Here is a 24,765-nt window from a genome sequence, read left to right on the forward strand (position 1 = left end):
CGCGCCCCCGATTCGCCGTCCCTCCGACTCCCGCAGAACGAGGTATGTCATGCACGCGTCCCCCATGAGCCGGCGTGCCGTACTCGCCGGCACCGCGGCCGCCGCCGCGCTCACCGCCGTTCCGTTCACCCCCGGGCGCGCCCAGGCCGCCGAGCACCCCGACGGAGCCCGTCCCTACCGCTGGCGCAACGTCGTCGTCGGCGGCACCGGCTTCATCACCGGCGTCCTGTTCCACCCCCGCGTCCGCGGGCTCGCCTACGCCCGTACCGACATCGGCGGCGCCTACCGCTGGGACGACCGGGCCGCCCGCTGGGTGCCGCTCCTGGACCACCTCGGCTGGGACGACTGGAACCTCCTGGGCGTCGAGGCGATGGCCGTCGACCCCGCCCACCCGGACCGGCTCTACCTGGCCTGCGGCACCTACGCCCAGGCATGGGCGGGCAACGGCGCGATCCTGCGCTCCGAGGACCGCGGCGCCACCTGGCAGCGCACCGACCTGACCGTGAAGCTCGGTGCCAACGAGGACGGCCGGGGCACCGGCGAGCGGCTGCTGGTCGACCCGCGCGACAGCGACACCCTGTGGCTGGGCACCCGGCACGACGGTCTGTGGAAGTCGGCGGACCGGGGCGCCACCTGGACCCTCGCCGCCGGCTTCCCGGCCACCCCGAGCGCCACCGGCCAGGGCGTCACCCTCCTCGTCGCCGCCCACCGCACCGTCTACGCCGGCTGGGGCGACGCCGACGGCACCGCACCGAACCTCTTCCGCGCGCCCGACGGCACCACCTGGCAGCCCGTCCCCGGGCAGCCCTCGGGCACCGCGGCCAAGGTCCCGATCCGCGCCGCGTACGACCGGCTCACCCGTGAGCTGTACGTGACGTACGCCGACGCGCCGGGTCCGAACGGGCAGTCCACCGGCAGCGGGCACAAGCTGCGCACGGTGAACGGCCGGTGGACCGAGGTCACGCCCGTCCGGCCGGGCGGCACCACGGGTGACGGCTCGGCCGACAGCTTCGGCTACGGCGGCGTGGCCGTCGACGCCCGCCTCCCCGGCACCGTCGTCGTCTCCACCAACAACCGCTGGGCGGCGGTCGACACCCTGTTCCGGACCACCGACGGCGGCCGCACCTGGACGTCCCTGAAGGACTCGGCCGTCCTCGACGTCTCCGAGACCCCGTACCTGAAGTGGGGCGAGGAGCGGCCCAAGTTCGGCTGGTGGATCCAGGCCGTCGCCCTCGACCCGTACGACTCCGAGCACCTCGTGTACGGCACCGGCGCCACCCTCTACGGTACCCGCGACCTCAGACGCTGGGCCCCGCGGATCCGCGGCCTGGAGGAGGCGTCCGTGACCCAGCTGGTCTCGCCCCCGGCCGGGGGAGCGCACCTGCTCAGCGGGTCGCGGGACATCGGTGTGATGTACCACGAGCGGCTCACGGCGTCTCCGGCGCGCGGCATGGCGACGAACCCCGTGTCCGGGTCGGCTACGGGACTCGCGCAGGCGGCGCGCAGACCGGCGTACGTCGTCCGGGCGGGCTGGGGCGAGAACGGCAACGGCGCGTACTCCCACGACGGCGGACGGACCTGGGCGCCCTTCGCGGCCCAGCCCGGCATCGCCGAGAACGCACCGGGACCGATCGCCACCAACGCCGACGGCAGTGTGCTGCTGTGGTCCTTCGTGCACTGGGACGGCACGAGGTACGCGGCTCACCGCTCGGCGGACAACGGGACGACCTGGTCCGAGGTCCCCTCCTTCCCGAACGGCGCCACGCCGGTCGCCGACCCGGTGGACCCGACGCTCTTCTACGCGTACGACACCGACACGGGAACGCTGCTCGCCAGCACTGACAGTGGCCGTTCCTTCACCCGCCGTGCGACCGGACTGCCCGCCGGAGACAGCCAGTTCAAGCTGGTCGCGGCGCCCGGCCGGTCCGGTGACCTGTGGCTGAGCACGAAGTGGAACGGCCTGCACCGCTCCACCGACGGCGGTGTCGCCTTCACCAAGGTCGACAGCTGCCGGGCCTCCCACACCCTCGGCTTCGGGAAGGCCGCCGACGGCGCCGGCTATCCGGCGATCTACCAGGTCGGCTCCACCGAGGCCATCACCGCCGTCTACCGCTCCGACGACGAGGCGAAGAGCTGGACGCGGATCAACGACGACCAGCACCAGTGGGGGTGGACCGGCGAGACGATCACCGGCGATCCCCGCGTGCACGGCCGCGTCTACCTCGCCACCAACGGACGCGGCATCCAGTACGGAGAGCCCCGCTGATGCCCAGCCTGTCGGACACCACCCGCCACCGCATCCTCTACGGCGGCGACTACAACCCCGAGCAGTGGCCCGAGGAGACCTGGCACGAGGACCTCCGCCTGATGAGGGCCGCCGGCGTCAACTGCGTCACCCTCGGCGTCTTCTCCTGGGCGAAGCTGGAACCACGCCCCGGCGTCCACGACTTCGGGTGGCTGGACCGCCTGATGGACCTGATGCACGCAGGCGGCATCGGCGTCGTCCTCGCCACCCCCACCGCCTCGCCCCCGCCCTGGCTGGGGCACCTGCACCCGGACACCCTGCCCCGCGACGAGGACGGCCGCACCGAGTGGTGGGGCGGCCGGCAGCACTTCTCGCACTCCAGCGCCACCTACCGCCGCCACGCCGCCGCCATCACCGAGGCCCTGGCCGCCCGCTACGCCGGCCACCCCGCCCTCACCATGTGGCACATCAACAACGAGTACTGCACCTACGACCACGGCGACGAGGCCGCCACCCGCTTCCGCCGCTGGCTCCAGGACCGCTACGGCACCCTCGACGCCCTCAACACCGCTTGGGGCACCGCCTTCTGGAGCCAGGGCTACGGCGACTGGGCGGAGATCCTGCCCGCCCGCCGCGCCCACTACCTGAAGAACCCGGCCCAGGTCCTCGACTTCCGGCGCTTCACCTCCGACATGCTCCTGGAGTGCTACGTCGCCGAACGCGACATCGTCCGCCGCCACACCCCGCACCTGCCGGTCACCACCAACTTCATGCCGCTCTGGTCCGGCCAGGACGCCTGGCGCTGGGCCGAGGAGGAGGACGTCGTCTCCGTCGACCTCTACCCCGACCCGCGCGACCCCTTCGGCGCCCAGGAAGGCGCCCTGGTCCAGGACATGACCCGCTCCCAGGCACGCGGCCCGTGGATGCTCATGGAACAGGCGGCCGGGCCCGTCAACTGGCGCGGCGCGAACCACCCCAAGCCGCGCGGCCTCAACCGCCTGTGGTCCCTCCAGGCGGTCGCCCGCGGCGCCGACGCCGTCTGCTTCTTCCAGTGGCGCCAGTCGAGGCAGGGCGCCGAGAAGTTCCACTCCGGCATGGTCTCGCACGCGGGGGCGGCAGGCCGTACGTACCAGGAGGTCAAGCAGCTCGGCGCCGACCTCGCGAAGCTCGGCCCGCACGCGGCGGGCAGCACGGTCACCGCCGACGTCGCCGTCCTGCACGACTGGCACTCCTGGTGGGCCGGCGCCCAGGACGGCCGCCTCTCCACCCGCTTCGACTACACCGACGTCCTGCGCGCCTGGCACCGTGCGCTGTGGGGAGCCCACCTCACCGCCGACTTCGCCCACCCGGAACACGACCTGACCCCGTACAAGGCGGTCGTCGTGCCCCAGCTCTACGCGCTCACCGACGCGGCGATCGGCAACCTCCTCGCCTACGCGCGCGGCGGCGGCGCCCTCGTCTGCGGCTTCCTCACCGGAGTCGCCGACGAGGACGACCGGGTCAGGCCCGGCGGCATGGACGCCCGGCTGCGCGAGCTGTTCGGCATCCGCACCCTGCACGAGTGGTGGCCCCTGGAGGCGGACGAGACCGCCGCCTGCGACGGCTTCCGGGGCACCCTGTGGTCGGAGGAGATCGAGCCCGACGGCACCGCCACCGAGACCGTCCGCTACAAGGGCGGTGAGCTGGACGGACTCCCCGCCGTCCTGCGCAAGGGCCGCGCCTGGTACCTCTCGACCCTCCCGGAGCCGGACGCGCTGCGCGACCTGCTCGCCCGCGTCGCCGCCGACGCGGGCGCCCGGCCGGTGCTCGACGGACTCCCGGCCGGCGTTGAGGCCGTACGCCGCGGTGACCTGCTCTTCCTCCTCCACCACGGCCGCGACCCGGTCACCGTCGACGTCCCGGGCACCCACCGCTGCCTGCTGACCGACGCGACCGTCACCGACCGCGTCACCCTCGGCCGCTACGGCGTGGCGGTCCTCACGGAGCCGGCCTCATGACCGGTACACCGGTACACGGCACCTGGGAGCCCGAGCCCGCCGCCCGCTGGGAGGACGCCTTCCTGACCGGCAACGGCCACCACGGCGCCCTCGTGTTCGGCGATCCGGACGCCGACCGGGTCATCGTCACCCACCACACGCTCGTCCGCCCGGACGGCGACGACGGACACCGCCGCCCGCCCCGGCTCGCCGCCGAACTCCCCGCCCTCCAGGACCGCCTGCTGGCCGGGGAGACGGCCGCCGCCGAGAGCTTCACCGACGGGCGCCCGCTGCAATGGGTACGCCCTTTCCACCCGGCCTTCCAGCTCCGCCTGAACAGACCGCCCGGCGACCCCCGCGCCGCCTACCGCCGCTCCGTCGACTTCACCACCGGCGAGACGACCGCCACCTGCTCCAACCGGACCAGCCGGGTCTTCGTCTCCCGCGCCGACGACGTGATCGTGCAGCACGTCACCGCCCCGCACCTCACCCTCGACCTGTCCCTCGACCCCCGCCTCCCCGGCGCCCCCGCCGGGCTCGGCGTCGGCCACGGCGCCGTCCTCACCCCCGAGGGCGCCCTGCTCAGCCTGCGCGCCCGCTACCCCGGCAGCGACCTGGCGTTCACCGGCGTCACCCTGGTCGCGGTCACCGGCGGCGCCACGAAACTGGTACCGCCCGGCGTACTCGTCGAGGGCGCCACGGAGGTACTGCTCCTCACCCGGGTGCGCCGGCACACCGGCGAGCTGGACGTGGTCACCGAGGGCCGGGCCCTGCGCGACCTGCCGGACGGGGCGTCGTACGAGGGCCTCCTCGACCGCCACCTCGCCCTCCACCGCGCCGCCTACGACCGCGTCACCCTCGACCTCGCCGCCGACCCCGCCGAACGCGCCCTGCCGGGCTCCGCGCTGCTCGCACGGCCCGGCGGCACGGCCCTCCTGGAGCGCCTGTTCGCCGCCGGCCGCTACCACCTCCTGTCGGCCAGCGGCATGCTCCCGCCCCGCCTCACCGGCCTGTGGACCGGTGACTGGAACACCGCCTGGTCCGGGGCGTTCACCACCAACGCCAACCTCAACCTCCAGACCGCCTCCGCCGCGGCCGCCGCCCTCCCCGAGGTCACCGAGGCACATGCCGCCCTGGTCCACCGGCAGCTCCCGGACTGGCGGGACAACGCCCGCGCGATCTTCGGCACCCGAGGCGTCGTCGCGCCCTCGCACACCGACGGCGAGTCCGGGCACACGTACCACTTCAGCCGCGAGTACCCGCTCCACCTGTGGACCGCGGGCGCCGACTGGCTGCTCAAGCCCCTCGTCGACCACGACGAGACCCGCGGCGACCGCGACCCCCGCACCACCGCCGCGCTCGCCGAAGTCGCCCTGTTCTACGAGGACTTCCTCACCCGGACCGACGACGACGGACACGCGGTCGTGGTCCCCTCCTACTCACCCGAGAACCGCCCCGCCAACGCCAGTTGGGGCACCGTCGACGCGGCCATGGACCTCTCCGCCGCCCGGCACGCCCTGCTGACCGCCGCCGACCGCCATCCCGAGCACGCCGACCGCTGGCGCGCCCTCGCCGACCGCCTCCCGCCCCACCGGACCAACGCCGACGGCGCCCTGGCGGAGTGGGCGTGGCCGGGCCTGGCGGACAACTACGACCACCGCCACCTCAGCCACCTCTACGGCGTCTGGCCGCTCGACGAGATCAACCCGTACGACACCCCCGCCCTCGCCGAGGCCGCCCACCGCGCCCTCACACTGCGCGGCGCCGAGAACGACTCCGCCCACGGCCACCTCCACCACGCCCTGATCGCGGCCCGCCTCCGGGACGCCGAACGGGTCGCCCACGCCCTCGGCCGGGTGCTCGACGGCGACTTCTTCCACCCGTCCCTGATGAGCGCGCACTACCCCCACCGCGACGTGTACAACGCGGACGCCGCGCACGCCCTCCCGGCCGTGCTCATCGAGATGCTCGTGCAGTCCACCCCCGACCGGCTGGTCCTGCTCCCCGCGCTCCCGGAGAGCTGCCGCGAGGGCCGGCTCACGGGCGTACGCACCCGGTTCGGAGCGGAGCTGGACCTCGGCTGGGCGGCCGACGGCACGGCGACGGCCGTCCTGCGCCCGGGCCGCACGCACCGCATCGAACTGAGGACTCCCTCCGGCGCCGAACCGCTCGACCTCGCCGCCGGAGAGGACCGCGTCATCAGTGTCAAGGCGCGGTAGCAGCACCGCAACTCCCCCCACCCATGGAAGGAACCCCATGGCACCACGCGACCGCACTCGTCCCCGCACCCGCACCCTGACCGCCCTGCTGGCCCCGGCCCTCGCCCTCGGCGCCACCGTCGGCCTGGCCTCGGCCCCCGCCCAGGCCGCCGTCTGGAGCTCCTGCGACCAGTGGGGCAACACGAGCCTGAACGGCTACACCCTCTACAACAACATCTGGGGCTCCGGCGCCGGCAGCCAGTGCGTCTGGGCCAACTCCGGCACCAACTGGGGCGTCTGGGCCGACCACCCCGACACCGGCGGCATCAAGTCCTACCCGAACGCCAAAAAGGTGATCAACAAGCCCATCGCCTCCCTCGGTTCGCTGAGCAGCAGCTACAACGTCACGGTCCCGTCGTCCGGCGCGTACAACACGTCGTACGACATCTGGGACACGGACTACGACTACGAGATCATGCTCTGGGTCAACCACAACGGGGCCGTGGGCCCGCTCGGCAGCCCCCAGGGTTCGGTCACCCTCGGCGGCCACTCCTGGAACGTCTACAAGGGGGACAACGGCGCCAACGAGGTCTTCTCGTTCCTGCGCACCTCGGACTCGGACTCCGGCACCGTCGACATCCTGCCGATTCTGAAGTGGATCAAGGACACCAAGGGCTGGATGGGCAACGAGACCATCGGTGACGTGCAGTTCGGCTACGAGATCACCTCGTCCGCCGGCGGCCTCGACTTCCGCACCAACAACCTGACGGTCAGCGGCGGCTGACCCCGTACCGCACCACGGCCGAGGGGCCGGCCCCGCCCGGGACCGGCCCCTTCGCTCACCGCGCGCTCACTCCGCGACCGGCAGTCGCGCCCCGTCCCGCAGGAACAGCGGGATGCGGTCCAGCGGCGCGTCCACCGTCACGGACGCCCCGCCCTCGTAAGGCTCACCCGTCCACGCGTCCGTCCAGCGCGCGCCCGCCGGAAGGTACGCCGTCCGGACCGTGGCGCCCGCCGTCAGCACCGGCGCGACCAGCAGATCCCGGCCGAGGAGGTAGGCGTCGTCCACCGGCCAGGCCGCCGGGTCGTCGGGGAACTCCAGGAACAGCGGCCGCATCACCGGCAGCCCCTCCTCGTGCGCCTCGCGCATGACGTCGAGCACGTACGGCTTCAGCCGCTCGCGCAGCCGCAGGTACTTCGCGAGGACCGGGTACGCCTCCTCGCCGTACGACCACACCTCGTTGGGGCCGCCGGTCATGTCCGGGCCCAGCGGCATGCCCGGGTCGCGGAAGCCGTGCAGCCGCATCAGCGGCGACAGCGCGCCGAACTGGAACCAGCGGACCAGCACCTCCCGGTACGCCGGGTCGTCCGGGTCGCCGCCGTGGAAGCCGCCGATGTCCGTGTTCCACCAGGGAATGCCGGACAGCCCGGTGTTGAGACCGGCGGCGATCTGGCGGCGCAGGGTCGCGAAGTCGGTGCCGATGTCCCCGGACCAGAGCGCGGCGCCGTGGCGCTGGCTGCCCGCCCACGCCGAGCGGTTGAGGGTGATCACCTCGTCGACGCCGGCGGCGCGCAGGCCCTCGTCGAAGGTGCGGGAGTTCTCGGCCGGGTACAGGTTCCCGACCTCCAGGCCCGGACCGGCCCAGTAGCGCAGGTTCTCCGGGAAGCCCGGTTTCAGCTCGGGCTCGCAGGCGTCCAGCCAGAAGGCCGTGATGCCGTACCTGTCGAGGTAGTTCTCCTTGACCTTCGACCACACGAAGTCGCGGGCCTCGGGATTGGTGGCGTCGTAGAAGGCCACCTGGACCGTCGACGCGACCTCCTTGTCCGGCCAGTCGGCGTGCGCCATCGGGCCGTACTGGGTGCCGATGAAGTAGCCGCGCTGTTCCATGACCGGGTGGTTCTCGCTCAGCGGGGACACCGAAGGCCAGACGCTCACCACCAGCTTGATGCCCAGCTCGTCCAGCTCACGGACCATGGCCGCCGGGTCCGGCCACTCGGCCGGGTCGAACTTCCACTCACCGAGGTGTGTCCAGTGGAAGAAGTCGCAGACGATGGCGTCGATGGGCAGCCCGCGCCGCTTGTACTCCCGGGCCACGGCGAGGAGTTCGTCCTGCGTGCGGTAGCGGAGCTTGCACTGCCAGAAGCCGGCCGCCCACGCGGGCAGCATCGGCGTACGGCCGGTCACCGCGCTGTAGCGGCGCTGCGCGCCGGCCGGGGCGCCGGCCGTGATCCAGTAGTCGATCTGCCGGGCCGAGTCGGCGACCCAGCGGGTGCCGTTGCGGGCCAGCTCCACGCGGCCGATGGCCGGGTTGTTCCACAGCAGCGTGTAGCCGCGGCTGGAGGTGAGGACCGGGACGGAGACCTCGGCGTTGCGCTGGACCAGGTCCACGACCAGGCCCTTCTGGTCGAGGCGGCCGTGCTGGTGCTGGCCGAGGCCGTACAGTTTCTCGTCGTCGTAGGCGGCGAACCGCTGCTCCAGCCGGTGGTGCCCGTTGCCGACGGCCGTGTACAGGCGCGGGCCGGGCCACCAGAAGTGGGCGGGTTCCTCGGCCAGCAGCTCACCGCCGTCCGCGGTCCGTACGAAGCGCACCTGCCCCTCGGGGCCGGCCTCCACTGTCAGCGCCCCGACGGTCAGCGAGCCGTGCCCGTCCTCGATCTTGACGGTGCTCTCGGTCGCCGGTGCCTCGGCGAGGAGGGCTCCCGGCAGCCCCTCCAGCACCGGGCCGCCGAGCCGGGCCCGGACCCGGACCGCGTCCGGCCCCCAGGCCTCGATCCGGACGGTCTCCTGACGGCCGCTCCACTCCAGCGCGCCGTCCCGCTCGCGGAACGTTCCGACGGTGGGGGAGGACTGGGCGAGGCTGACCTTCGGCTGTGTCCCGGCAGGCTGTGTCTCGGCAGGCTGGTTCACGGAAGCGGCTCCTGGGGGAGTGCGGGGAGAACGGGGGCTACTGAGAGAGCAGGGAGGCACTGGGAGAGCAGAGGGCTACTGAGAGAGCGGAGAGCTAGGGCCCGGCGGGCGCCGGCCCCGAGCTGGCCCGGACCGTCAGTTCGGGCGCGAGCAGCACGACCTCGTCGCTCCCGCGCCCGTCGAGCTTGGCGACCAGCTGCTGCACGGCGTGCCGGCCCATCTCCTGCGCGGGCACGGCGACCGACGTCAGCCGCACCGAGGCCTGGGTGGCGACCTGCTCGGGGCAGACCGCGACCACCGACACGTCCTCGGGCACGGCCCGGCCCTGCTGGCGCAGCAGGGCGAGCAGCGGCTCGACCGCCGACTCGTTCTGGACGACGAAGCCGGTGGTGTCCGGGCGTTCGTCGAAGACGCGGGCGAGGGTCGCGGCCATCGCGTCGTACCCGCCCTCGCAGGGGCGGTGCAGCAGCCGCAGCTCCAGCTCCCGCGCGCGGGCGCGCAGCCCGTCGAGCGTGCGCTCGGCGAAGCCCGTGTGCCGTTCGTAGACCGCGGGCGCCTCGCCGATGACCGCGATGTCGCGGTGCCCCAGCTTCGCCAGATGCTCCACGCACAGCGCGCCGGTCGCCCGGAAGTCGAGGTCGACGCAGGTCAGCCCGGTGGTGTCGGCGGGCAGGCCGATCAGTACGGACGGCTGGTCGGTGCCGCGCAGCAGGGGCAGCCGCTCGTCGTCGAGTTCGACGTCCATCAGGATCATCGCGTCGGCGAGCCCGCTGCCGGTGACGCGGCGCACCGCGTCGGGGCCCTCCTCGCCGGTGAGCAGCAGAATGTCGTACCCGTGGGTGCGCGCGCTGGTCGCGACGGCGATGGCGATCTCCATCATCACCGGCACGTACATGTCGGTGCGCAGTGGGATCATCAGGGCGATGATGTTCGACCTGCTGCTGGCCAGGGCGCGGGCACCCGCGTTCGGGTGGTAGCCGAGCCTCCGGATGCTCTCCTCGACCCGCTGCCGGGTGCTGGTGGAGATGGACCGCTTGCCGCTGAGGACATAGCTCACCGTGCTCGCCGAGACTCCGGCGTGCTGGGCGACCTCGGCGAGGGTGACCATCCAGCTCTCCAAGCTATGTGAAGCGCTTCGACAGCGCGCGGGGTGGACGAAGTCGGGTGAGGGTGGTCAGACATTAACCCCAGTGGGGGTGAGTGTCCAGAGGGTTGTCGAAGCGCTTCGACACCTTTCTTACTCGCCGTTCCTCCGCCGCTACCCTTCCCCGGCATGGGCCGAACGGCCGCACGAAGGGTGGTGGGACCGCCCGGGATCGGGTACATACGATCGGGTAGCACCGACTAGTAACGTACGTCCGCGACCTCGCGTATGACGAACCGTCGCGGTCTTCGTGGACGTACCTTCCCCCGATGCCGATTCGCGGCGAGGTGAGCCTCATGTCCGCTCCAACCACCCCCTCCTCCCGATCCACCGTCACCGAACGTGAGGCCCGCGAAGTCGCGGAGGCGGCCCGGGAACAGGACTGGCGCAAGCCGAGCTTCGCCAAGGAGCTGTTCCTCGGCCGTTTCCGCCTCGACCTCATCCACCCCCACCCGCTCCCGGCCGAGGAGGACGTCCAGCGCGGCGAGGAGTTCCTCGCCAAGCTGCGGGACTTCTGCGAGACGAAGATCGACGGGGCCGTGATCGAGCGCGACGCACGGATCCCGGACGAGGTGATCACCGGGCTGAAGGAGCTGGGCGCCTTCGGCATGAAGATCGACACCAAGTACGGCGGCCTCGGCCTCACCCAGGTCTACTACAACAAGGCCCTCGCCCTGGTCGGATCCGCGAATCCCGCGATCGGCGCGCTGCTCTCCGCCCACCAGTCGATCGGCGTGCCGCAGCCGCTGAAGATGTTCGGCACGCAGGAGCAGAAGGACACGTTCCTGCCGCGCTGCGCCCGCACCGACATCTCGGCGTTCCTGCTGACCGAGCCGGACGTCGGCTCGGACCCGGCCCGCCTGGCCACCACCGCCGTCCGGGACGGCGACGACTACGTCCTCGACGGCGTGAAGCTGTGGACGACCAACGGCGTCGTGGCCGACCTGCTCGTCGTGATGGCCCGCGTCCCGAAGGCCGAGGGTCACAAGGACGGCGAGGGCGGCAAGGGCGGCATCACCGCCTTCGTCGTGGAGGCCGCCTCAGAGGGCGTCACGGTCGAGAACCGCAACGCCTTCATGGGCCTGCGCGGCCTGGAGAACGGCGTCACCCGCTTCCACCGGGTCCGCGTCCCGGCCGCCAACCGCATCGGCCCCGAGGGCGCCGGGCTCAAGATCGCCCTGACCACCCTCAACACCGGCCGGCTCTCGCTCCCCGCCATGTGCGTCGGCGCCGGCAAGTGGTGCCTGAAGATCGCCCGCGAGTGGTCCGCGGTGCGCGAGCAGTGGGGCAAGCCGGTCGCGCTGCACGAGGCGGTCGGCTCGAAGATCTCGTTCATCGCGGCGACGACCTTCGCCCTGGAGGCGGTCCTGGACCTGTCGTCCCAGATGGCGGACGAGGATCGCAACGACATCCGCATCGAGGCCGCCCTCGCCAAGCTCTACGGCTCCGAGATGGCCTGCCTGATGGCCGACGAGCTGGTCCAGATCCGCGGTGGCCGCGGCTTCGAGACCGCGGCCTCCCTCGCCGCCCGCGGTGAGCGCGCGGTGCCCGCCGAGCAGATCCTGCGCGACCTGCGCATCAACCGGATCTTCGAGGGCTCCACCGAGATCATGCACCTGCTGATCGCCCGCGAGGCCGTCGACGCCCACCTCTCGGTCGCCGGCGACCTGATCGACCCCGACAAGACCCTGTCGGACAAGGCGAGGGCGGGCGCACAGGCGGGCGTCTTCTACGCCAAGTGGCTGCCGAAGCTGGTCGCCGGACCCGGTCAGCTCCCGCGCTCCTACGCCGAATTCCACCCGTCCGGCCACCCCGACCTGTCCGGGCACCTCCGCCATGTCGAACGCACCGCCCGCAAGCTCGCCCGCTCCACCTTCTACGCCATGTCCCGCTGGCAGGGCCGGATGGAGACCAAGCAGGGTTTCCTGGGCCGGATCGTCGACATCGGCGCCGAGCTGTTCGCGATGAGCGCCGCGTGCGTGCGCGCCGAGCACCTGCGCGCCGAGGGCGACCACGGCCGCGAGGCCTACCAGCTCGCCGACGCCTTCTGCCGCCAGGCCCGCATCCGCGTCGAGGAACTCTTCGGCCGCCTGTGGACCAACACCGACGACCTCGACCGCAAGGTCGTCAAGGGCGTGCTGGGCGGTGCCTACGAGTGGCTGGAGCAGGGCGTCGTCGACCCCTCGGGGGACGGCCCGTGGATCGCGGACGCGTCGCCGGGCGAGTCACGGCGGGAGAACGTCCATCGCCCCATCAGGTAGGCCGGCCGCAGGGCAGTACCTTCCCGGGGCCGCCCCGGCGGGGCCGTGCGACCCCGGGAAGGCGCCGCGACACCCGTGCGAGGGACGCGCTGTCCTCCCGGCGGGCGGTTGCCGCAACAATGGGGGGATGAGCGACAGTCCAGCCCCACTCGCCGACCCCCACCTCGTCTACGACCCGGTGGCGGGCGACGGCCCGAAGGACGTGGTGATCCTCGGGTCCACCGGGTCGATCGGGACCCAGGCCATCGATCTCGTGCTGCGCAACCCGGACCGCTTCCGGGTCACCGCCCTGTCCGCCAACGGCGGCCGGGTCGCCCTCCTCGCCGAGCAGGCGTACCGGCTGAGGGCGCGGACCGTCGCCGTCGCCCGCGAGGACGTCGTACCGGCGCTGCGGGAGGCGCTGAGCGACCAGTACGGCGGTGGGGAGCCGCTCCCCGAGATCCTCGCGGGACCCGACGCGGCCACCCAGGTCGCCGCCTCCGACTGCCACACCGTCCTCAACGGCATCACCGGTTCCATCGGGCTGGCACCGACCCTGGCCGCCCTGGAGGCGGGCCGCACCCTCGCGCTCGCCAACAAGGAATCGCTCATCGTCGGCGGCCCGCTGGTCAAGGCGCTCGCCAAGCCGGGGCAGATCATCCCGGTCGACTCCGAGCACGCCGCGCTCTTCCAGGCGCTCGCCGCCGGCACCCGCGCCGACGTGCGCAAGCTGGTCGTCACCGCGTCCGGCGGTCCGTTCCGGGGGCGCACGAAGGAGCAGCTGGCGGGCGTCACCGTGGAAGACGCCCTCGCCCACCCCACCTGGGCGATGGGCCCGGTGATCACGATCAACTCCGCGACCCTCGTCAACAAGGGCCTGGAGGTGATCGAGGCCCACCTGCTCTACGACATTCCCTTCGACCGCATTGAGGTGGTCGTGCACCCGCAGTCGTATGTCCACTCGATGGTTGAGTTCACGGACGGATCGACACTGGCCCAGGCGACGCCCCCCGACATGGGCGGGCCCATCGCCATCGGCCTCGGCTGGCCCGAACGCGTCCCCGGCGCCGCCCCCGCCTTCGACTGGAGCAAGGCGTCGACCTGGGAGTTCTTCCCGCTCGACAACGAGGCCTTCCCGTCGGTGAACCTGGCCCGGCACGTAGGGGAGCTCGCGGGCACGGCCCCGGCGGTGTTCAATGCCGCCAACGAGGAGTGCGTCGAGGCGTTCCGCTCCGGCGCGCTGCCGTATCTCGGGATCATGGAGACCGTCACGCGGGTGGTCGAGGAACACGGCACCCCCCGGGCGGGAACCTCGCTCACCGTCGCGGACGTCCTCGAAGCGGAGACCTGGGCACGCACCCGGGCCCGGCAACTGGCGGCACAGACGGCGGAGGCCCGTGCATGACGACCCTGATGTTCATCCTCGGCATAGTCGTCTTCGCGGTCGGCCTGCTGTTCTCGATCGCCTGGCACGAGCTGGGGCACCTCTCCACGGCCAAGATGTTCGGCATCCGCGTGCCGCAGTACATGGTCGGCTTCGGGCCGACGCTCTTCTCGCGGCAGAAGGGCGAGACCGAGTACGGGGTCAAGGCCATCCCGTTCGGCGGCTACATCCGCATGATCGGCATGTTCCCGCCCGGCGCCGACGGCCGGCTGGAGGCCCGCTCCACCTCGCCCTGGCGCGGCATGATCGAGGACGCCCGCTCGGCCGCCTTCGAGGAACTGCAGCCGGGTGACGAGAAGCGCCTGTTCTACACGCGCAAACCCTGGAAACGGGTCATCGTGATGTTCGCGGGCCCGTTCATGAACCTCATCCTCGCGGTGGTGCTGTTCCTCACCGTCCTGATGGGATTCGGCATCTCGCAGCAGACCACCACCGTCAGCTCCGTCTCCCAGTGCGTCATCTCGCAGAGCGAGAACCGCGACGACTGCGCCAAGTCCGACCCGGCCTCCCCGGCCGCGGCGGCCGGCCTCCGCGCGGGCGACAAGATCGTCGCCTTCGACGGCGTACGGACCGACGACTGGGACCGGCTGTCCAACATGATCCGCGCCAACCCCGGCGAGAAGGTGCCGGTCGTCGTCGAGCGCGGCGGCCAGGAGGTCACCCTCCAGGCGACGATCGCCACCAACCAGGTCGCGAAGAAGGACTCGAACGGACAGATCGTCGAGGGCGAGTACGTCACCGCCGGCTTCCTCGGCTTCAGCGCCGCCACCGGCGTGGTGAAACAGGACTTCGGCCAGTCCGTGACCTGGATGGGCGACCGCGTCGGCGACGCCGTCGACTCCCTGGCCGCGCTGCCCTCCAAGATCCCCGCCCTGTGGGACGCGGCCTTCGGCGACGGACCCCGCGAGGCCGACTCCCCGATGGGCGTCGTGGGCGCCGCCCGCGTCGGCGGTGAGATCGCCACCCTGGACATCCCGCCCACCCAGCAGCTCGCGATGTTCGTCATGCTGGTGGCCGGCTTCAACCTCTCCCTGTTCCTCTTCAACATGCTCCCGCTGCTGCCGCTCGACGGCGGCCACATCGCGGGCGCGCTGTGGGAGTCACTGCGCCGGAACGCGGCCAAGGTGCTGCGCCGCCCGGATCCGGGGCCGTTCGACGTGGCGAAGCTGATGCCGGTGGCCTACGTCGTGGCGGGCATCTTCGTCTGCTTCACGCTGCTGGTCCTGGTGGCAGACGTCGTGAATCCGGTACGAATCAGCTGACACAGGGGCGGTTCGGTCAGTCCGGATGATTCCGGAGGACCGGACAATCACAACGATCCGATGAGAAGCCCGATCCGGAGAGCATGTCCCTCCGGGTCGGGCTTCACGCCGGTCACCCGGCAGACGGACGCCAAAGGATGTACTCCCCGTACGCCGTGTGCCCGGCGTTCACGTCGGTGCCGTAATCTCGAAGGCCGGAGCCCGCCGCTGAACGGGGCCGGACCTTGATCCACGACTTGGGGTTGCACAGCAGATGACTGCGATTTCTCTCGGCATGCCGGACGTTCCGACCAGGCTCGCGGAGCGCCGCAAGAGCCGTCAGATCCAGGTCGGGCCCGTGGCGGTGGGCGGTGACGCCCCCGTGTCGGTGCAGTCCATGACCACGACCCGTACGTCGGACATCGGCGCGACGCTCCAGCAGATCGCCGAGCTGACGGCGTCCGGCTGCCAGATCGTGCGGGTGGCCTGCCCGACGCAGGACGACGCCGACGCCCTGTCCGTGATCGCGAAGAAGTCGCAGATCCCGGTGATCGCGGACATCCACTTCCAGCCCAAGTACGTCTTCGCGGCGATCGAGGCGGGCTGCGCGGCGGTCCGGGTGAACCCGGGCAACATCAAGCAGTTCGACGACAAGGTCAAGGAGATCGCCAAGGCGGCCCGGGACCACGGCACCCCGATCCGCATCGGCGTCAACGCCGGCTCGCTGGACCGGCGCCTGCTGCAGAAGTACGGCAGGGCGACCCCCGAGGCGCTGGCGGAGTCGGCGCTGTGGGAGGCGTCGCTCTTCGAGGAGCACGACTTCCGGGACATCAAGATCTCCGTCAAGCACAACGACCCGGTCGTCATGGTCGAGGCGTACCGGCAGCTGGCCGCCCAGTGCGACTACCCGCTGCACCTCGGTGTCACCGAGGCCGGTCCCGCCTTCCAGGGCACCATCAAGTCGGCCGTCGCCTTCGGCGCCCTGCTCTCCCAGGGCATCGGCGACACCATCCGCGTGTCCCTGTCGGCCCCGCCGGTCGAGGAGATCAAGGTCGGCATCCAGATCCTGGAGTCGCTCAACCTGCGCCAGCGCGGCCTGGAGATCGTCTCCTGCCCGTCCTGCGGGCGTGCCCAGGTCGACGTCTACAAGCTGGCCGAGGAGGTCACGGCCGGCCTGGAGGGCATGGACGTCCCGCTGCGCGTCGCCGTCATGGGCTGCGTCGTCAACGGCCCCGGCGAGGCCCGCGAGGCCGACCTCGGCGTCGCCTCCGGCAACGGCAAGGGCCAGATCTTCGTCAAGGGTGAGGTCGTCAAGACCGTCCCCGAATCCAAGATCGTGGAGACGCTGATCGAGGAGGCCATGAAGATCGCCGAGCAGATGGAGGCCGACGGCGTGGCCTCCGGCGAGCCCTCGGTGGCCGTCGCGGGCTGATCCACGGTGCTTCTGCCGCGTCGCCCCGGGGGGCGGCGCGGCATATTCGTGGCAGGTACAGTGCGGGGACCAGCAGATCTCAGGGTGAGGCCCCCGCACGTGTTGACGCAGACCACCTCCCGCGTGCTCGAACCGAGCGACCTGGACGCCGCGCTCGCCGTCCTCGACCGCGAGCCGGTCGCGAACGCCTTCGTGACCGCCCGGGTGCAGATCGCCGGCCTCGACCCGTGGCGGCTCGGCGGCGAGATGTGGGGCTGGTACGAGCACGGCATGCTGACCTCCCTGTGCTACGCGGGCGCCAACCTCGTCCCCATCTGCGCCACTCCGCGCGCCGTCCGCGCCTTCGCCGACCGCGCCCGGCGGGCCGGCCGCCGCTGCTCCTCGATCGTCGGCCCGGCCGACACGACCGCCCAGCTCTGGCGCCTGCTCGAACCGGGCTGGGGCCCGGCCCGCGAGGTCCGCGGCCGCCAGCCCCTCATGGTCACCGGCCGCACGCCCGCCGACATCACCCCCGACCCGTATGTCCGTCGCGTCCGCAAGGACGAGATGGAGCGGATCATGCCGGCCTGCGTGGCGATGTTCACCGAGGAGGTCGGCATCTCCCCGATGGCCGGCGACGGTGGCCTGCTCTACCAGGCCCGGGTCGCCGAACTCGTCGGCTCCGGCCGCTCCTTCGCCCGCTTCGACAGCGACGGCAGGGTCGTCTTCAAGGCCGAGATCGGCGCCGCCACCGACCGCACCTGCCAGATCCAGGGCGTATGGGTGGCCCCCGAGTACCGGGGCACGGGCCTCGCGGCACCCGGCATGGCGGCGGTCCTCCGCTACGCCCTCACGGACGTCGCCCCGGTGGCGAGCCTGTACGTGAACGACTTCAACACGGCGGCACGACGGACGTACCAGCGGGTGGGCTTCCAGGAGGTCGGCGCCTTCATGAGTGTGCTGTTCTGAACGCCGCGGAAAGCACCGGCTCCCGTCCAGCCGTGAGCGGCGCCACCGCCACCGCACCGGCGCTGACCGGCGAAGCACCCAGGTAGGCTCCCCGCCATGGAGCTCGTGATCGGCCCCTTGGACCTCGCCGCGCACGTGGACGAGGCCCTCGCGGTCCAAGCCGCCGCGTTCGGACTCGGCCCCGACGAGGTGGCCGTCCGACGACAGATCGTCCTGCGCCACATGACCTACCCCGGCGCGAGAGCCCTCGGCGCCACCGTCGGAGGCGACCTCGTCGGCTTCGTCTACGGCATGCCCAACGACCGCTCCCACTGGTGGTCCACCGTCGTCGAGCCCTACCTCCGCGCCCAGGGCAACGACACCTGGCTCGACGACTCCTTCGTCATCACCGAACTCCATGTCCATCCGGCCCACCAGAACCGCGGCCTGGGCCGTTCCCTGATCACCACGATCACCGACGCGGTCGCCGAACCCCGCTCGATCCTCTCCGCGATCGACCGGGACAGCCCCGCCCGCGGCCTCTACCGCTCCCTCGGCTACCAGGACCTCGCCCGCCAGGTCCTCTTCCCCAGCGCCCCCAAGCCGTACGCCGTGATGGGCGCCCCGCTGCCCCTGCGCAGGCCGGCGGCCGGTCGCTAACCGATTTCCACCGCACCGGACCCCCCGGCTAACCTCCTAGCACCACCCTTACGCAGCAGGAGACACGAGAACCATGGCCAACGCACCGGTCCAGCGCATGTCGAAATTGATGGCGAAGACGCTGCGCGACGACCCGGCGGACGCCGAGGTCCTCAGCCACAAGCTGCTGGTCCGCGCCGGCTACGTCCGCCGCACCGCCGCCGGCCTCTGGAGCTGGCTGCCGCTCGGCAAGAAGGTCCTCGGCAACATCGAGCGCATCGTCCGCGAGGAGATGGACGCCATCGGCGCCCAGGAGGTCCAGCTCCCCGCCCTCCTGCCGCGCGAGCCGTACGAGGCCACCGGCCGCTGGGAGGAGTACGGCCCCGAGCTGTTCCGCCTCCAGGACCGCAAGGGCGGCGACTACCTCCTCGGTCCCACCCACGAGGAGATCTTCACCCTGCTGGTGAAGGACCAGGCGTCCTCCTACAAGGACCTGCCGGTCATCCTCTACCAGATCCAGAACAAGTACCGCGACGAGGCCCGCCCCCGGGCCGGCATCCTGCGCGGCCGCGAGTTCCTGATGAAGGACTCCTACTCCTTCGACGTCGCCGACGAGGGCCTCGCCGAGTCCTACGCCCTGCACCGCGCCGCCTACCAGCGCGTCTTCGAACGCCTGGGCCTCGACTACCGCATCTGCGCCGCGACCGCCGGCGCGATGGGCGGCTCCAAGTCCGAGGAGTTCCTGGCCCCGGCCGAGGCCGGCGAGGACACCTTCGCGGACTGCCCGAACTGCGACTTCGCCGCCAACACCGAGGCGATCACCTACGCGCTCAAGCCGGTGGACGTGGCGGACGTGCCCGCCGCCGAGGACATCCCGACCCCCGACACCCCCACCATCGAGACCCTCGCCGCGTCGCTCGGTGTCCCGGCCTCCGCCACCCTGAAGAACCTCCTCGTCAAGGTCGGCGGCGAGATCGTCGCCGTGGGCGTCCCCGGTGACCGCGAGGTCGACATGGACAAGGTCGAGGCGCACTTCGCCCCGGCCGCCGTCGAACTGGTCACCGCAGAGGACTTCGTGGGCCGCCCCGACCTGGTCCGCGGCTACGTCGGCCCGCAGGGCCTGGGCGAGAAGGTCCAGTACATCGCCGACCCGCGCGTGGCGCCGGGCACCGCCTGGATCACCGGCGCCAACAAGGAGCACACGCACGCCAAGAACGTGGTGGCGGGCCGTGACTTCGAGGTCGACGCGTACGTCGACGTCGTCGTGGTCCGGGAGGGCGACCCCTGCCCGAAGTGCGGTACCGGTCTCAAGCTGGACCGCGCCATCGAGATCGGCCACATCTTCCAGCTGGGCCGCAAGTACACCGACGCCCTCAAGCTCGACGTCCTCGGCCAGAACGGCAAGCCGGCCCGCGTCACCATGGGCTCCTACGGCATCGGCGTCTCCCGCGCGGTGGCCGCCCTCGCCGAGCAGCACGCCGACGACAAGGGCCTCGTCTGGTCCAAGGAGGTCGCCCCGGCCGACGTCCACGTCGTCGCCGCCGGCAAGGCCCTGCAGACCGAGCTGGCCCTCGACGTCTCCGAGAAGCTGTCCGCCGCAGGCGTCCGCGTCCTGGTGGACGACCGGGCCGGCGTCTCCCCGGGCGTCAAGTTCACGGATGCCGAACTCATCGGCGTACCTCAGATCCTGGTCGCCGGACGCCGCTCCGCCGAGGGCGTGGTCGAGCTGAAGGACCGCCGTACCGGTGAGCGCGAGGAACTGACGGTCGAGGAGGCCATCGCCCGCCTCACGGCCTGACTCCCCGGGCCCACGGCGGCCCATGACGTGGAAGGGGCGGCGTACCGCGGCACGGTGCCGGCGTACGCCGCCCTCGGGCGGAACGGGTCGCGGGAGGTGGCCCGCTTTCACGGCGGTTACTTCGGGTCGCGGTTGAACTTCGCGGCCGACCAGAAGTAGCCGAGCACCGCGAGCCCCAGGCACCAGGCGACCGCCAGCCACCCGTTGTGGCCGATCTCGGTGCCGAGCAGCAGCCCGCGCAGGGTCTCGATGGCGGGTGTGAAGGGCTGGTACTCGGCGATCGGCTGGAACCAGCCCGGCATCGCGTCGACCGGGACGAAGGCGCTGGAGAGCAGCGGCAGCAGGATCATCGGCATCGCGTTGTTGCCGGCGGCCTCGGCGTTCGGACTGATCAGGCCCATTCCGACGGCGATCCAGGTGAGCGCCGTGGCGAAGAGCACGAGCAGTCCGAACGCGGCCAGCCATTCCAGGGCGGTGGCGTCGGTGGAGCGGAAGCCGATGGCGACGGCGACGGCGCCGACGAGGACCACGCTCATGACGGACTGGAGCACGCTGCCGATGACGTGTCCGACGAGTACGGAGCCGCGGTGGATCGCCATGGTGCGGAAGCGGGCGATGATGCCCTCGGTCATGTCCATGGAGACGGACACCGCGGTGCCGATCGTGGTGCTGCCGATGGTCATCAGCAGGAGGCCCGGCACGAGGTAGGCGATGTAGTCGGAGCGGTCGGCGCCGCCGCCGGCGATGCCCGCGCTCATCACGTCGCCGAAGACGTAGACGAAGAGCAGCAGCAGCATGACCGGCGTGAGCAGCAGGTTCAGGGTGAGGGACGGGTAGCGCCGGGCGTGCAGCAGGTTGCGGCGCAGCATGGTGGACGAGTCGCGCACGGCGAGGGAGAGGGAGCTCATCGGAGGGCCTCCTTGGGCTGGTTCGGGATACCGGGGCCGGTCAGGGCGAAGAACACGTCGTCGAGGTCGGGGGTGTGCACGGTCAGTTCGTCGGCCTCGACGTCGGCGGAGTCCAGCCGGTCGAGGACGGAGCGCAGTTCGCGCTGGCTGCCGTCGCTCGGGAGCCGCAGTGCCAGTGCCTCGTCGTCCCGGGTGACTTCGCCCAGTGCGGAGGCGGCGCGCTGGTAGGCGGCCGGGTCGGTGAAGCGGAGCCGGATGTGTCCGCCGGGGATGAGCCGCTTCAGCTCCTCGGCGCTTCCCTGGGCGGCGATCCGGCCGTCGTTGAGTACGGCGATGCGGTCGGCGAGCTGGTCGGCCTCTTCGAGGTACTGGGTGGTGAGGAAGACGGTGACGCCGCCGGTGACGAGTTCGCGGATGATCTGCCACATGTTGTGGCGGGAGCGGGGGTCGAGGCCGGTGGTGGGTTCGTCGAGGAAGATGATCCGTGGGTTGCCGACGAGGGTCATGGCGATGTCGAGGCGGCGCTTCATGCCGCCGGAGTAGGTGGCGGCGGGCTTCCTCGCCGCCTCGGTGAGGTCGAACCGCTCCAGCAGTTCGGCGGCGACCCGTCGTCCCTCCTGCTTGGAGAGGTGGTGCAGGTCGGCCATGAGGAGCATGTTCTCCTCGCCGGTGATCAGGCCGTCCACGGCGGAGAACTGTCCGGTGACACCGATCGCCGCCCGCACCGCCTGCGGGTCGGTGGCGAGGTCGTGGCCGCCGACGCGGATCTCACCGGAGGCGGGATCGGGGGAGACGAGGGTGGAGAGGATCTTGACGGCGGTGGTCTTGCCGGCGCCGTTCGGGCCGAGCAGGGCGAACACGGACCCGGTCGGGATGTGCAGGTCGATGCCGTCGAGGACGACCTTGTCGCCGTAGGACTTGCGCAGCCCGTTCGCGGTGATGGCCGGAGTGGTCATGGTGGGTGCTCCTCAGAGGCTGCGGGCGACGATGTCGCCGTAGGAGGTGGTCGCGTGGATGGTCAGGTCCGCGGCGGCGCCGTCGGTGTTCCTGAGCGAGTTGTGAATCCGGCCGTAGCCGGTGCCGGCGTCCAGGGAGGCGGAGACTCCGTGGGCGGCGCCGACCGACACCTCGCCGGCCTCGGTGCGCAGCACGACCGCGCCGCGCGCGGCCTCGGCGATCCTGATGTCGCCCTTGGAGGTGCTGATCTCCGCGGGGCCGTCCAGACGGCCGACCGAGACGTCACCGGCGAGCGTGGTGAGCCGGGCACTCGCGGCCTCGTCGAGCTTGACCGAGCCGTGCGAGCTCTCGAAGACGACGTCGCCGAGCCGTCCGACGCCCCGGAATTCGGCGCTGGCCGCCTTCGCCTCGACCCGGGAGTCGGCGGGCAGTTGGATGGTCACCTCGATGGAGCCGGAGCTGCCGAGGATCCGGTTGTTCGCCGGAGCCTCGACCCGCAGGACGCCGTCGCCGTATTCGACCCTGGTCTGCTCCGCCGCCTTCACGTCGCGGCCGTCCGAGGCGTTCGCGGGCAGTACCTCGACGGTGGTGTCGGCCCGGTCGGCGGCGATGAACCGGATGCGTCCGGCGGGGATGTCCAGGACGGTGGCGATCGGGGTGGGAGTGTCGAACGTCTGCATCGTGCTCTCCTTCGTCGCGGTGCTTTCTGACGTTCGAAACGCTACGTTGCATTCACGAATCTATCAATAACTCTGTTGCATCGTATCTACATCGCAGCAGGTGAGAGCTACTTATTCGTTGCAATGGTCTTCCCACTTAATGCAACGACGAACCCGCCCTCGTTGCAATGGATTGCAAGCGAACGCTATGGTGGTGACACCACGGCAGTACGAAGGAGGCAGCGGTGCCCGGAGGCAGGCTCACTCAGCACGAACGTCAGCGGATCGCACTCGGGCTGGCCGACGGCCTCGCCTACGCGGAGATCGCCAGACGCCTCGACCGCCCGACCTCGACGATCACGCGCGAGGTGATGCGCAACGGCGGCCCCACCACCTACCGTGCCGACCTCGCCCACCGCGCCACCGAGCACCGCGCCCACCGGCGCAGGCAGGCCGCGCCCCAGGGCCCGAAGGCGCCGCCGCAGGCCCACGGGCGGGACGCCGACGCCGTGCGTGAGTACGAGGAGGTGTTCACCACCGTCCTCATGGCCTCGGGCATGCCCAAGATGATGGCCCGGGTCATGGCCTGTCTCACCCTCACCGACTCCGGCAGCCTCACCGCGTCCGAACTCGTCCAGCGCCTTCAGGTGAGCCCGGCGTCCGTCTCCAAGGCGATCGCGTTCCTCGACGAGCAGGCCTTCGTCCGCCGGGAACGCGACGAACGCCGCCGCGAGCGCTATGTCGTCGACGACGACATCTGGTACCAGTCGACGGTGGCCAGCGCCCGGTCCATCGCCCAGGTCGTCGAGACCGCACGGCAGGGCGTGGGCGTCCTCGGCTCCAACACCCCGGCCGGCGCCCGCCTGGAGAACGTCGCACGCTTCCTCGACTTCGTCAGCGAGAGCACCGCCCGCGCCGCCGAGCAGGCCCGCGAGGTCCTCCACACGAAAGCCAGGACGCCCGGACCCGCAGCGCCGGACGCGGAGACGACGCGGTAGGAGCCAGGACAGCGTGATCAGGCGCCGCGCCGACTGCCCGCGGCGCCCTCCGGCGTCCTACAGCCAGCTCGCGAACTCCAGCAGCAGTTCCGCGTCCTGCTCCCGGCCCACCCGGCGGGCCCGTACGCCCGACTCGACAGCTCGGAACAGCGTCCAGCCGCGCAGCCGTTCCTGGTCGACCTCCAGCGACTCCGCGAGCCGCTTGACCCGCCGCCGGGTCGTCGAGGCGCCCGAAGGCTGGGCGATGAGGTCCTCCACCCGGTCCCGCACCAACCGCGCGAGGTCGAAGGCGCTCTCGCCGACCACCGGGTCCGGGCCCACGGCCAGCCAAGGCATCCGGTCCCCGGCGAGCACCTTGCTCTGCCGGAACGTGCCGTGCAGAAGCCGCGCTTCGGGCGGCGCGGCCAGCAGTTCCTCGCGGGCCGCGAGCGCCGCGTCGACCAGCGGCGCCACCTCGGGGCCGGCCACCGCGCCCGCCCGCATAACCTCGGCCTGCCGCCCGGTCCGCTCGGCCACGGTCTCGAAGGGGTGACCGGCGGGCGGCTCGACCCACAGCCGCCGCAGCGTCCCCGCGGCCTCCAGCAACGCCTTCGCCTCCGGCAGCGACCGCACCGAAACGTCCGGATGCAGCCGCTCCAGCAGCAGTACGCCCTCCTCGGCCTCCGCTTCGAGCAGCTGTACGGCGCCCAGTCCGCCCCAGTGGGAGAGCGCGGCCCGCTCGCTCTCCGGGCGTGCCCGTCGGGGGGCCAGCTTCAGCACCGCGGGCGTCCCGCCGGCCGCCCGCACCAGGACCACCAGACTGCTGCGCCCGCCGGGCACCTGCACCCGCTCCGCGGTCAACTCGCGCAGCGCCACGGCCCGCTCCGCCGCTTCGGGCAGCTTCTCCAACCAGTCGTCACCGTCCGGTGCCGTCTCACCGAGCGCCCTGACCAGACGCCGCGGCGGTTCGAAAGCCATGCGCGAGCCGTTCCCTTCCCGTACGGGCAGCCGTACGTGTTACGCGGTCGGTGTCCCCGAAGCCGAAGCCGAAGCCGGGTCCGAGGCCGGGCCC

18 protein-coding genes are annotated in these 24,765 nt (G+C 71.9%); 12 read left to right on the plus strand and 6 right to left on the minus strand.

What is annotated here, in order from left to right:
• Positions 1-49 precede the first annotated feature (49 nt).
• The 4 genes from EBH09_RS26865 to EBH09_RS26880 are packed head-to-tail and all read left to right on the plus strand — an operon-like array spanning position 50 to position 7,203.
• The gene (locus EBH09_RS26865; protein WP_121749444.1) at positions 50-2,266 is read left to right on the plus strand and encodes a sialidase family protein; all 2,217 of its coding nucleotides are present in this window, start codon (positions 50-52) and stop codon (positions 2,264-2,266) included.
• Positions 2,266-4,242 (plus strand): beta-galactosidase, encoded by a 1,977-nt coding sequence (locus EBH09_RS26870; protein ID WP_121749445.1) that lies wholly within the window; start codon positions 2,266-2,268, stop codon positions 4,240-4,242. The genes EBH09_RS26865 and EBH09_RS26870 overlap by 1 nt, the downstream gene beginning before the upstream one ends.
• Complete coding sequence (locus EBH09_RS26875; RefSeq protein WP_121749446.1) at positions 4,239-6,440, plus strand: glycoside hydrolase N-terminal domain-containing protein; 2,202 nt, start codon at positions 4,239-4,241, stop codon at positions 6,438-6,440. Before EBH09_RS26870 ends, EBH09_RS26875 begins: the two co-directional genes overlap by 4 nt.
• A gap of 37 nt (positions 6,441-6,477) precedes the next feature.
• Entirely contained in the window at positions 6,478-7,203 is a 726-nt protein-coding gene (locus EBH09_RS26880) for a hypothetical protein (RefSeq protein WP_121749447.1), read from the plus strand.
• A gap of 66 nt (positions 7,204-7,269) precedes the next feature.
• Here the strand turns inward: EBH09_RS26880 and EBH09_RS26885 are convergent, their stop codons facing one another.
• Together EBH09_RS26885 and EBH09_RS26890 are read right to left on the minus strand one after the other, a co-directional pair.
• Complete coding sequence (locus tag EBH09_RS26885; protein WP_121749448.1) at positions 7,270-9,327, minus strand: glycoside hydrolase family 31 protein; 2,058 nt, start codon at positions 9,325-9,327, stop codon at positions 7,270-7,272.
• Between the two features lie 94 nt (positions 9,328-9,421).
• Entirely contained in the window at positions 9,422-10,435 is a 1,014-nt protein-coding gene (locus EBH09_RS26890; RefSeq protein ID WP_121749449.1) for a LacI family DNA-binding transcriptional regulator, read from the minus strand.
• Positions 10,436-10,767: 332 nt separating this feature from the next.
• On the opposite strand from EBH09_RS26890, the gene EBH09_RS26895 reads away from it, so the two are divergent.
• From EBH09_RS26895 to EBH09_RS26925, 7 genes are all read left to right on the plus strand, one after another.
• Positions 10,768-12,732, plus strand: coding sequence for an acyl-CoA dehydrogenase family protein (locus EBH09_RS26895; RefSeq protein ID WP_121749450.1), 1,965 nt, complete (start codon positions 10,768-10,770; stop codon positions 12,730-12,732).
• Between the two features lie 127 nt (positions 12,733-12,859).
• Positions 12,860-14,116 carry a 1-deoxy-D-xylulose-5-phosphate reductoisomerase gene (gene dxr / locus EBH09_RS26900; RefSeq protein WP_121749451.1) on the plus strand — a complete coding sequence of 419 codons (1,257 nt, stop codon included), beginning with the start codon at positions 12,860-12,862 and terminating at the stop codon, positions 14,114-14,116.
• Positions 14,117-14,124: 8 nt separating this feature from the next.
• Positions 14,125-15,417 carry a site-2 protease family protein gene (locus tag EBH09_RS26905; protein ID WP_121749572.1) on the plus strand — a complete coding sequence of 431 codons (1,293 nt, stop codon included), beginning with the start codon at positions 14,125-14,127 and terminating at the stop codon, positions 15,415-15,417.
• A gap of 253 nt (positions 15,418-15,670) precedes the next feature.
• Positions 15,671-16,828 (plus strand): flavodoxin-dependent (E)-4-hydroxy-3-methylbut-2-enyl-diphosphate synthase, encoded by a 1,158-nt coding sequence (gene ispG / locus EBH09_RS26910; RefSeq protein ID WP_121749452.1) that lies wholly within the window; start codon positions 15,671-15,673, stop codon positions 16,826-16,828.
• Between the two features lie 99 nt (positions 16,829-16,927).
• Positions 16,928-17,776 (plus strand): GNAT family N-acetyltransferase, encoded by an 849-nt coding sequence (locus EBH09_RS26915; RefSeq protein ID WP_121749453.1) that lies wholly within the window; start codon positions 16,928-16,930, stop codon positions 17,774-17,776.
• Between the two features lie 96 nt (positions 17,777-17,872).
• Positions 17,873-18,415 carry a GNAT family N-acetyltransferase gene (locus EBH09_RS26920; protein WP_121749454.1) on the plus strand — a complete coding sequence of 181 codons (543 nt, stop codon included), beginning with the start codon at positions 17,873-17,875 and terminating at the stop codon, positions 18,413-18,415.
• A gap of 73 nt (positions 18,416-18,488) precedes the next feature.
• Positions 18,489-20,192 (plus strand): proline--tRNA ligase, encoded by a 1,704-nt coding sequence (locus EBH09_RS26925; RefSeq protein WP_121749455.1) that lies wholly within the window; start codon positions 18,489-18,491, stop codon positions 20,190-20,192.
• Positions 20,193-20,308: 116 nt separating this feature from the next.
• Here the strand turns inward: EBH09_RS26925 and EBH09_RS26930 are convergent, their stop codons facing one another.
• Genes EBH09_RS26930 through EBH09_RS26940 form a run of 3 tightly spaced genes read right to left on the minus strand, consistent with a single transcriptional unit; the run spans position 20,309 to position 22,737 of the window.
• Positions 20,309-21,100, minus strand: a complete 792-nt coding sequence (locus EBH09_RS26930; protein ID WP_121749456.1) for an ABC transporter permease — start codon at positions 21,098-21,100, stop codon at positions 20,309-20,311.
• Entirely contained in the window at positions 21,097-22,056 is a 960-nt protein-coding gene (locus EBH09_RS26935; RefSeq protein WP_121749457.1) for an ATP-binding cassette domain-containing protein, read from the minus strand. Before EBH09_RS26935 ends, EBH09_RS26930 begins: the two co-directional genes overlap by 4 nt.
• 12 nt (positions 22,057-22,068) lie before the next feature.
• Positions 22,069-22,737, minus strand: coding sequence for a DUF4097 family beta strand repeat-containing protein (locus EBH09_RS26940; RefSeq protein ID WP_121749458.1), 669 nt, complete (start codon positions 22,735-22,737; stop codon positions 22,069-22,071).
• A gap of 224 nt (positions 22,738-22,961) precedes the next feature.
• On the opposite strand from EBH09_RS26940, the gene EBH09_RS26945 reads away from it, so the two are divergent.
• Positions 22,962-23,714, plus strand: coding sequence for a helix-turn-helix domain-containing protein (locus tag EBH09_RS26945; protein WP_121749459.1), 753 nt, complete (start codon positions 22,962-22,964; stop codon positions 23,712-23,714).
• Positions 23,715-23,771: 57 nt separating this feature from the next.
• Here the strand turns inward: EBH09_RS26945 and EBH09_RS26950 are convergent, their stop codons facing one another.
• Positions 23,772-24,671 carry an aminoglycoside phosphotransferase family protein gene (locus EBH09_RS26950; protein ID WP_121749460.1) on the minus strand — a complete coding sequence of 300 codons (900 nt, stop codon included), beginning with the start codon at positions 24,669-24,671 and terminating at the stop codon, positions 23,772-23,774.
• Between the last annotated feature and the right edge of the window lie 94 nt (positions 24,672-24,765).

It is taken from the genome of Streptomyces sp. E2N166, from assembly GCF_003671715.1.
Taxonomy (GTDB): Bacteria; Actinomycetota; Actinomycetes; order Streptomycetales; family Streptomycetaceae; genus Streptomyces; species Streptomyces thinghirensis.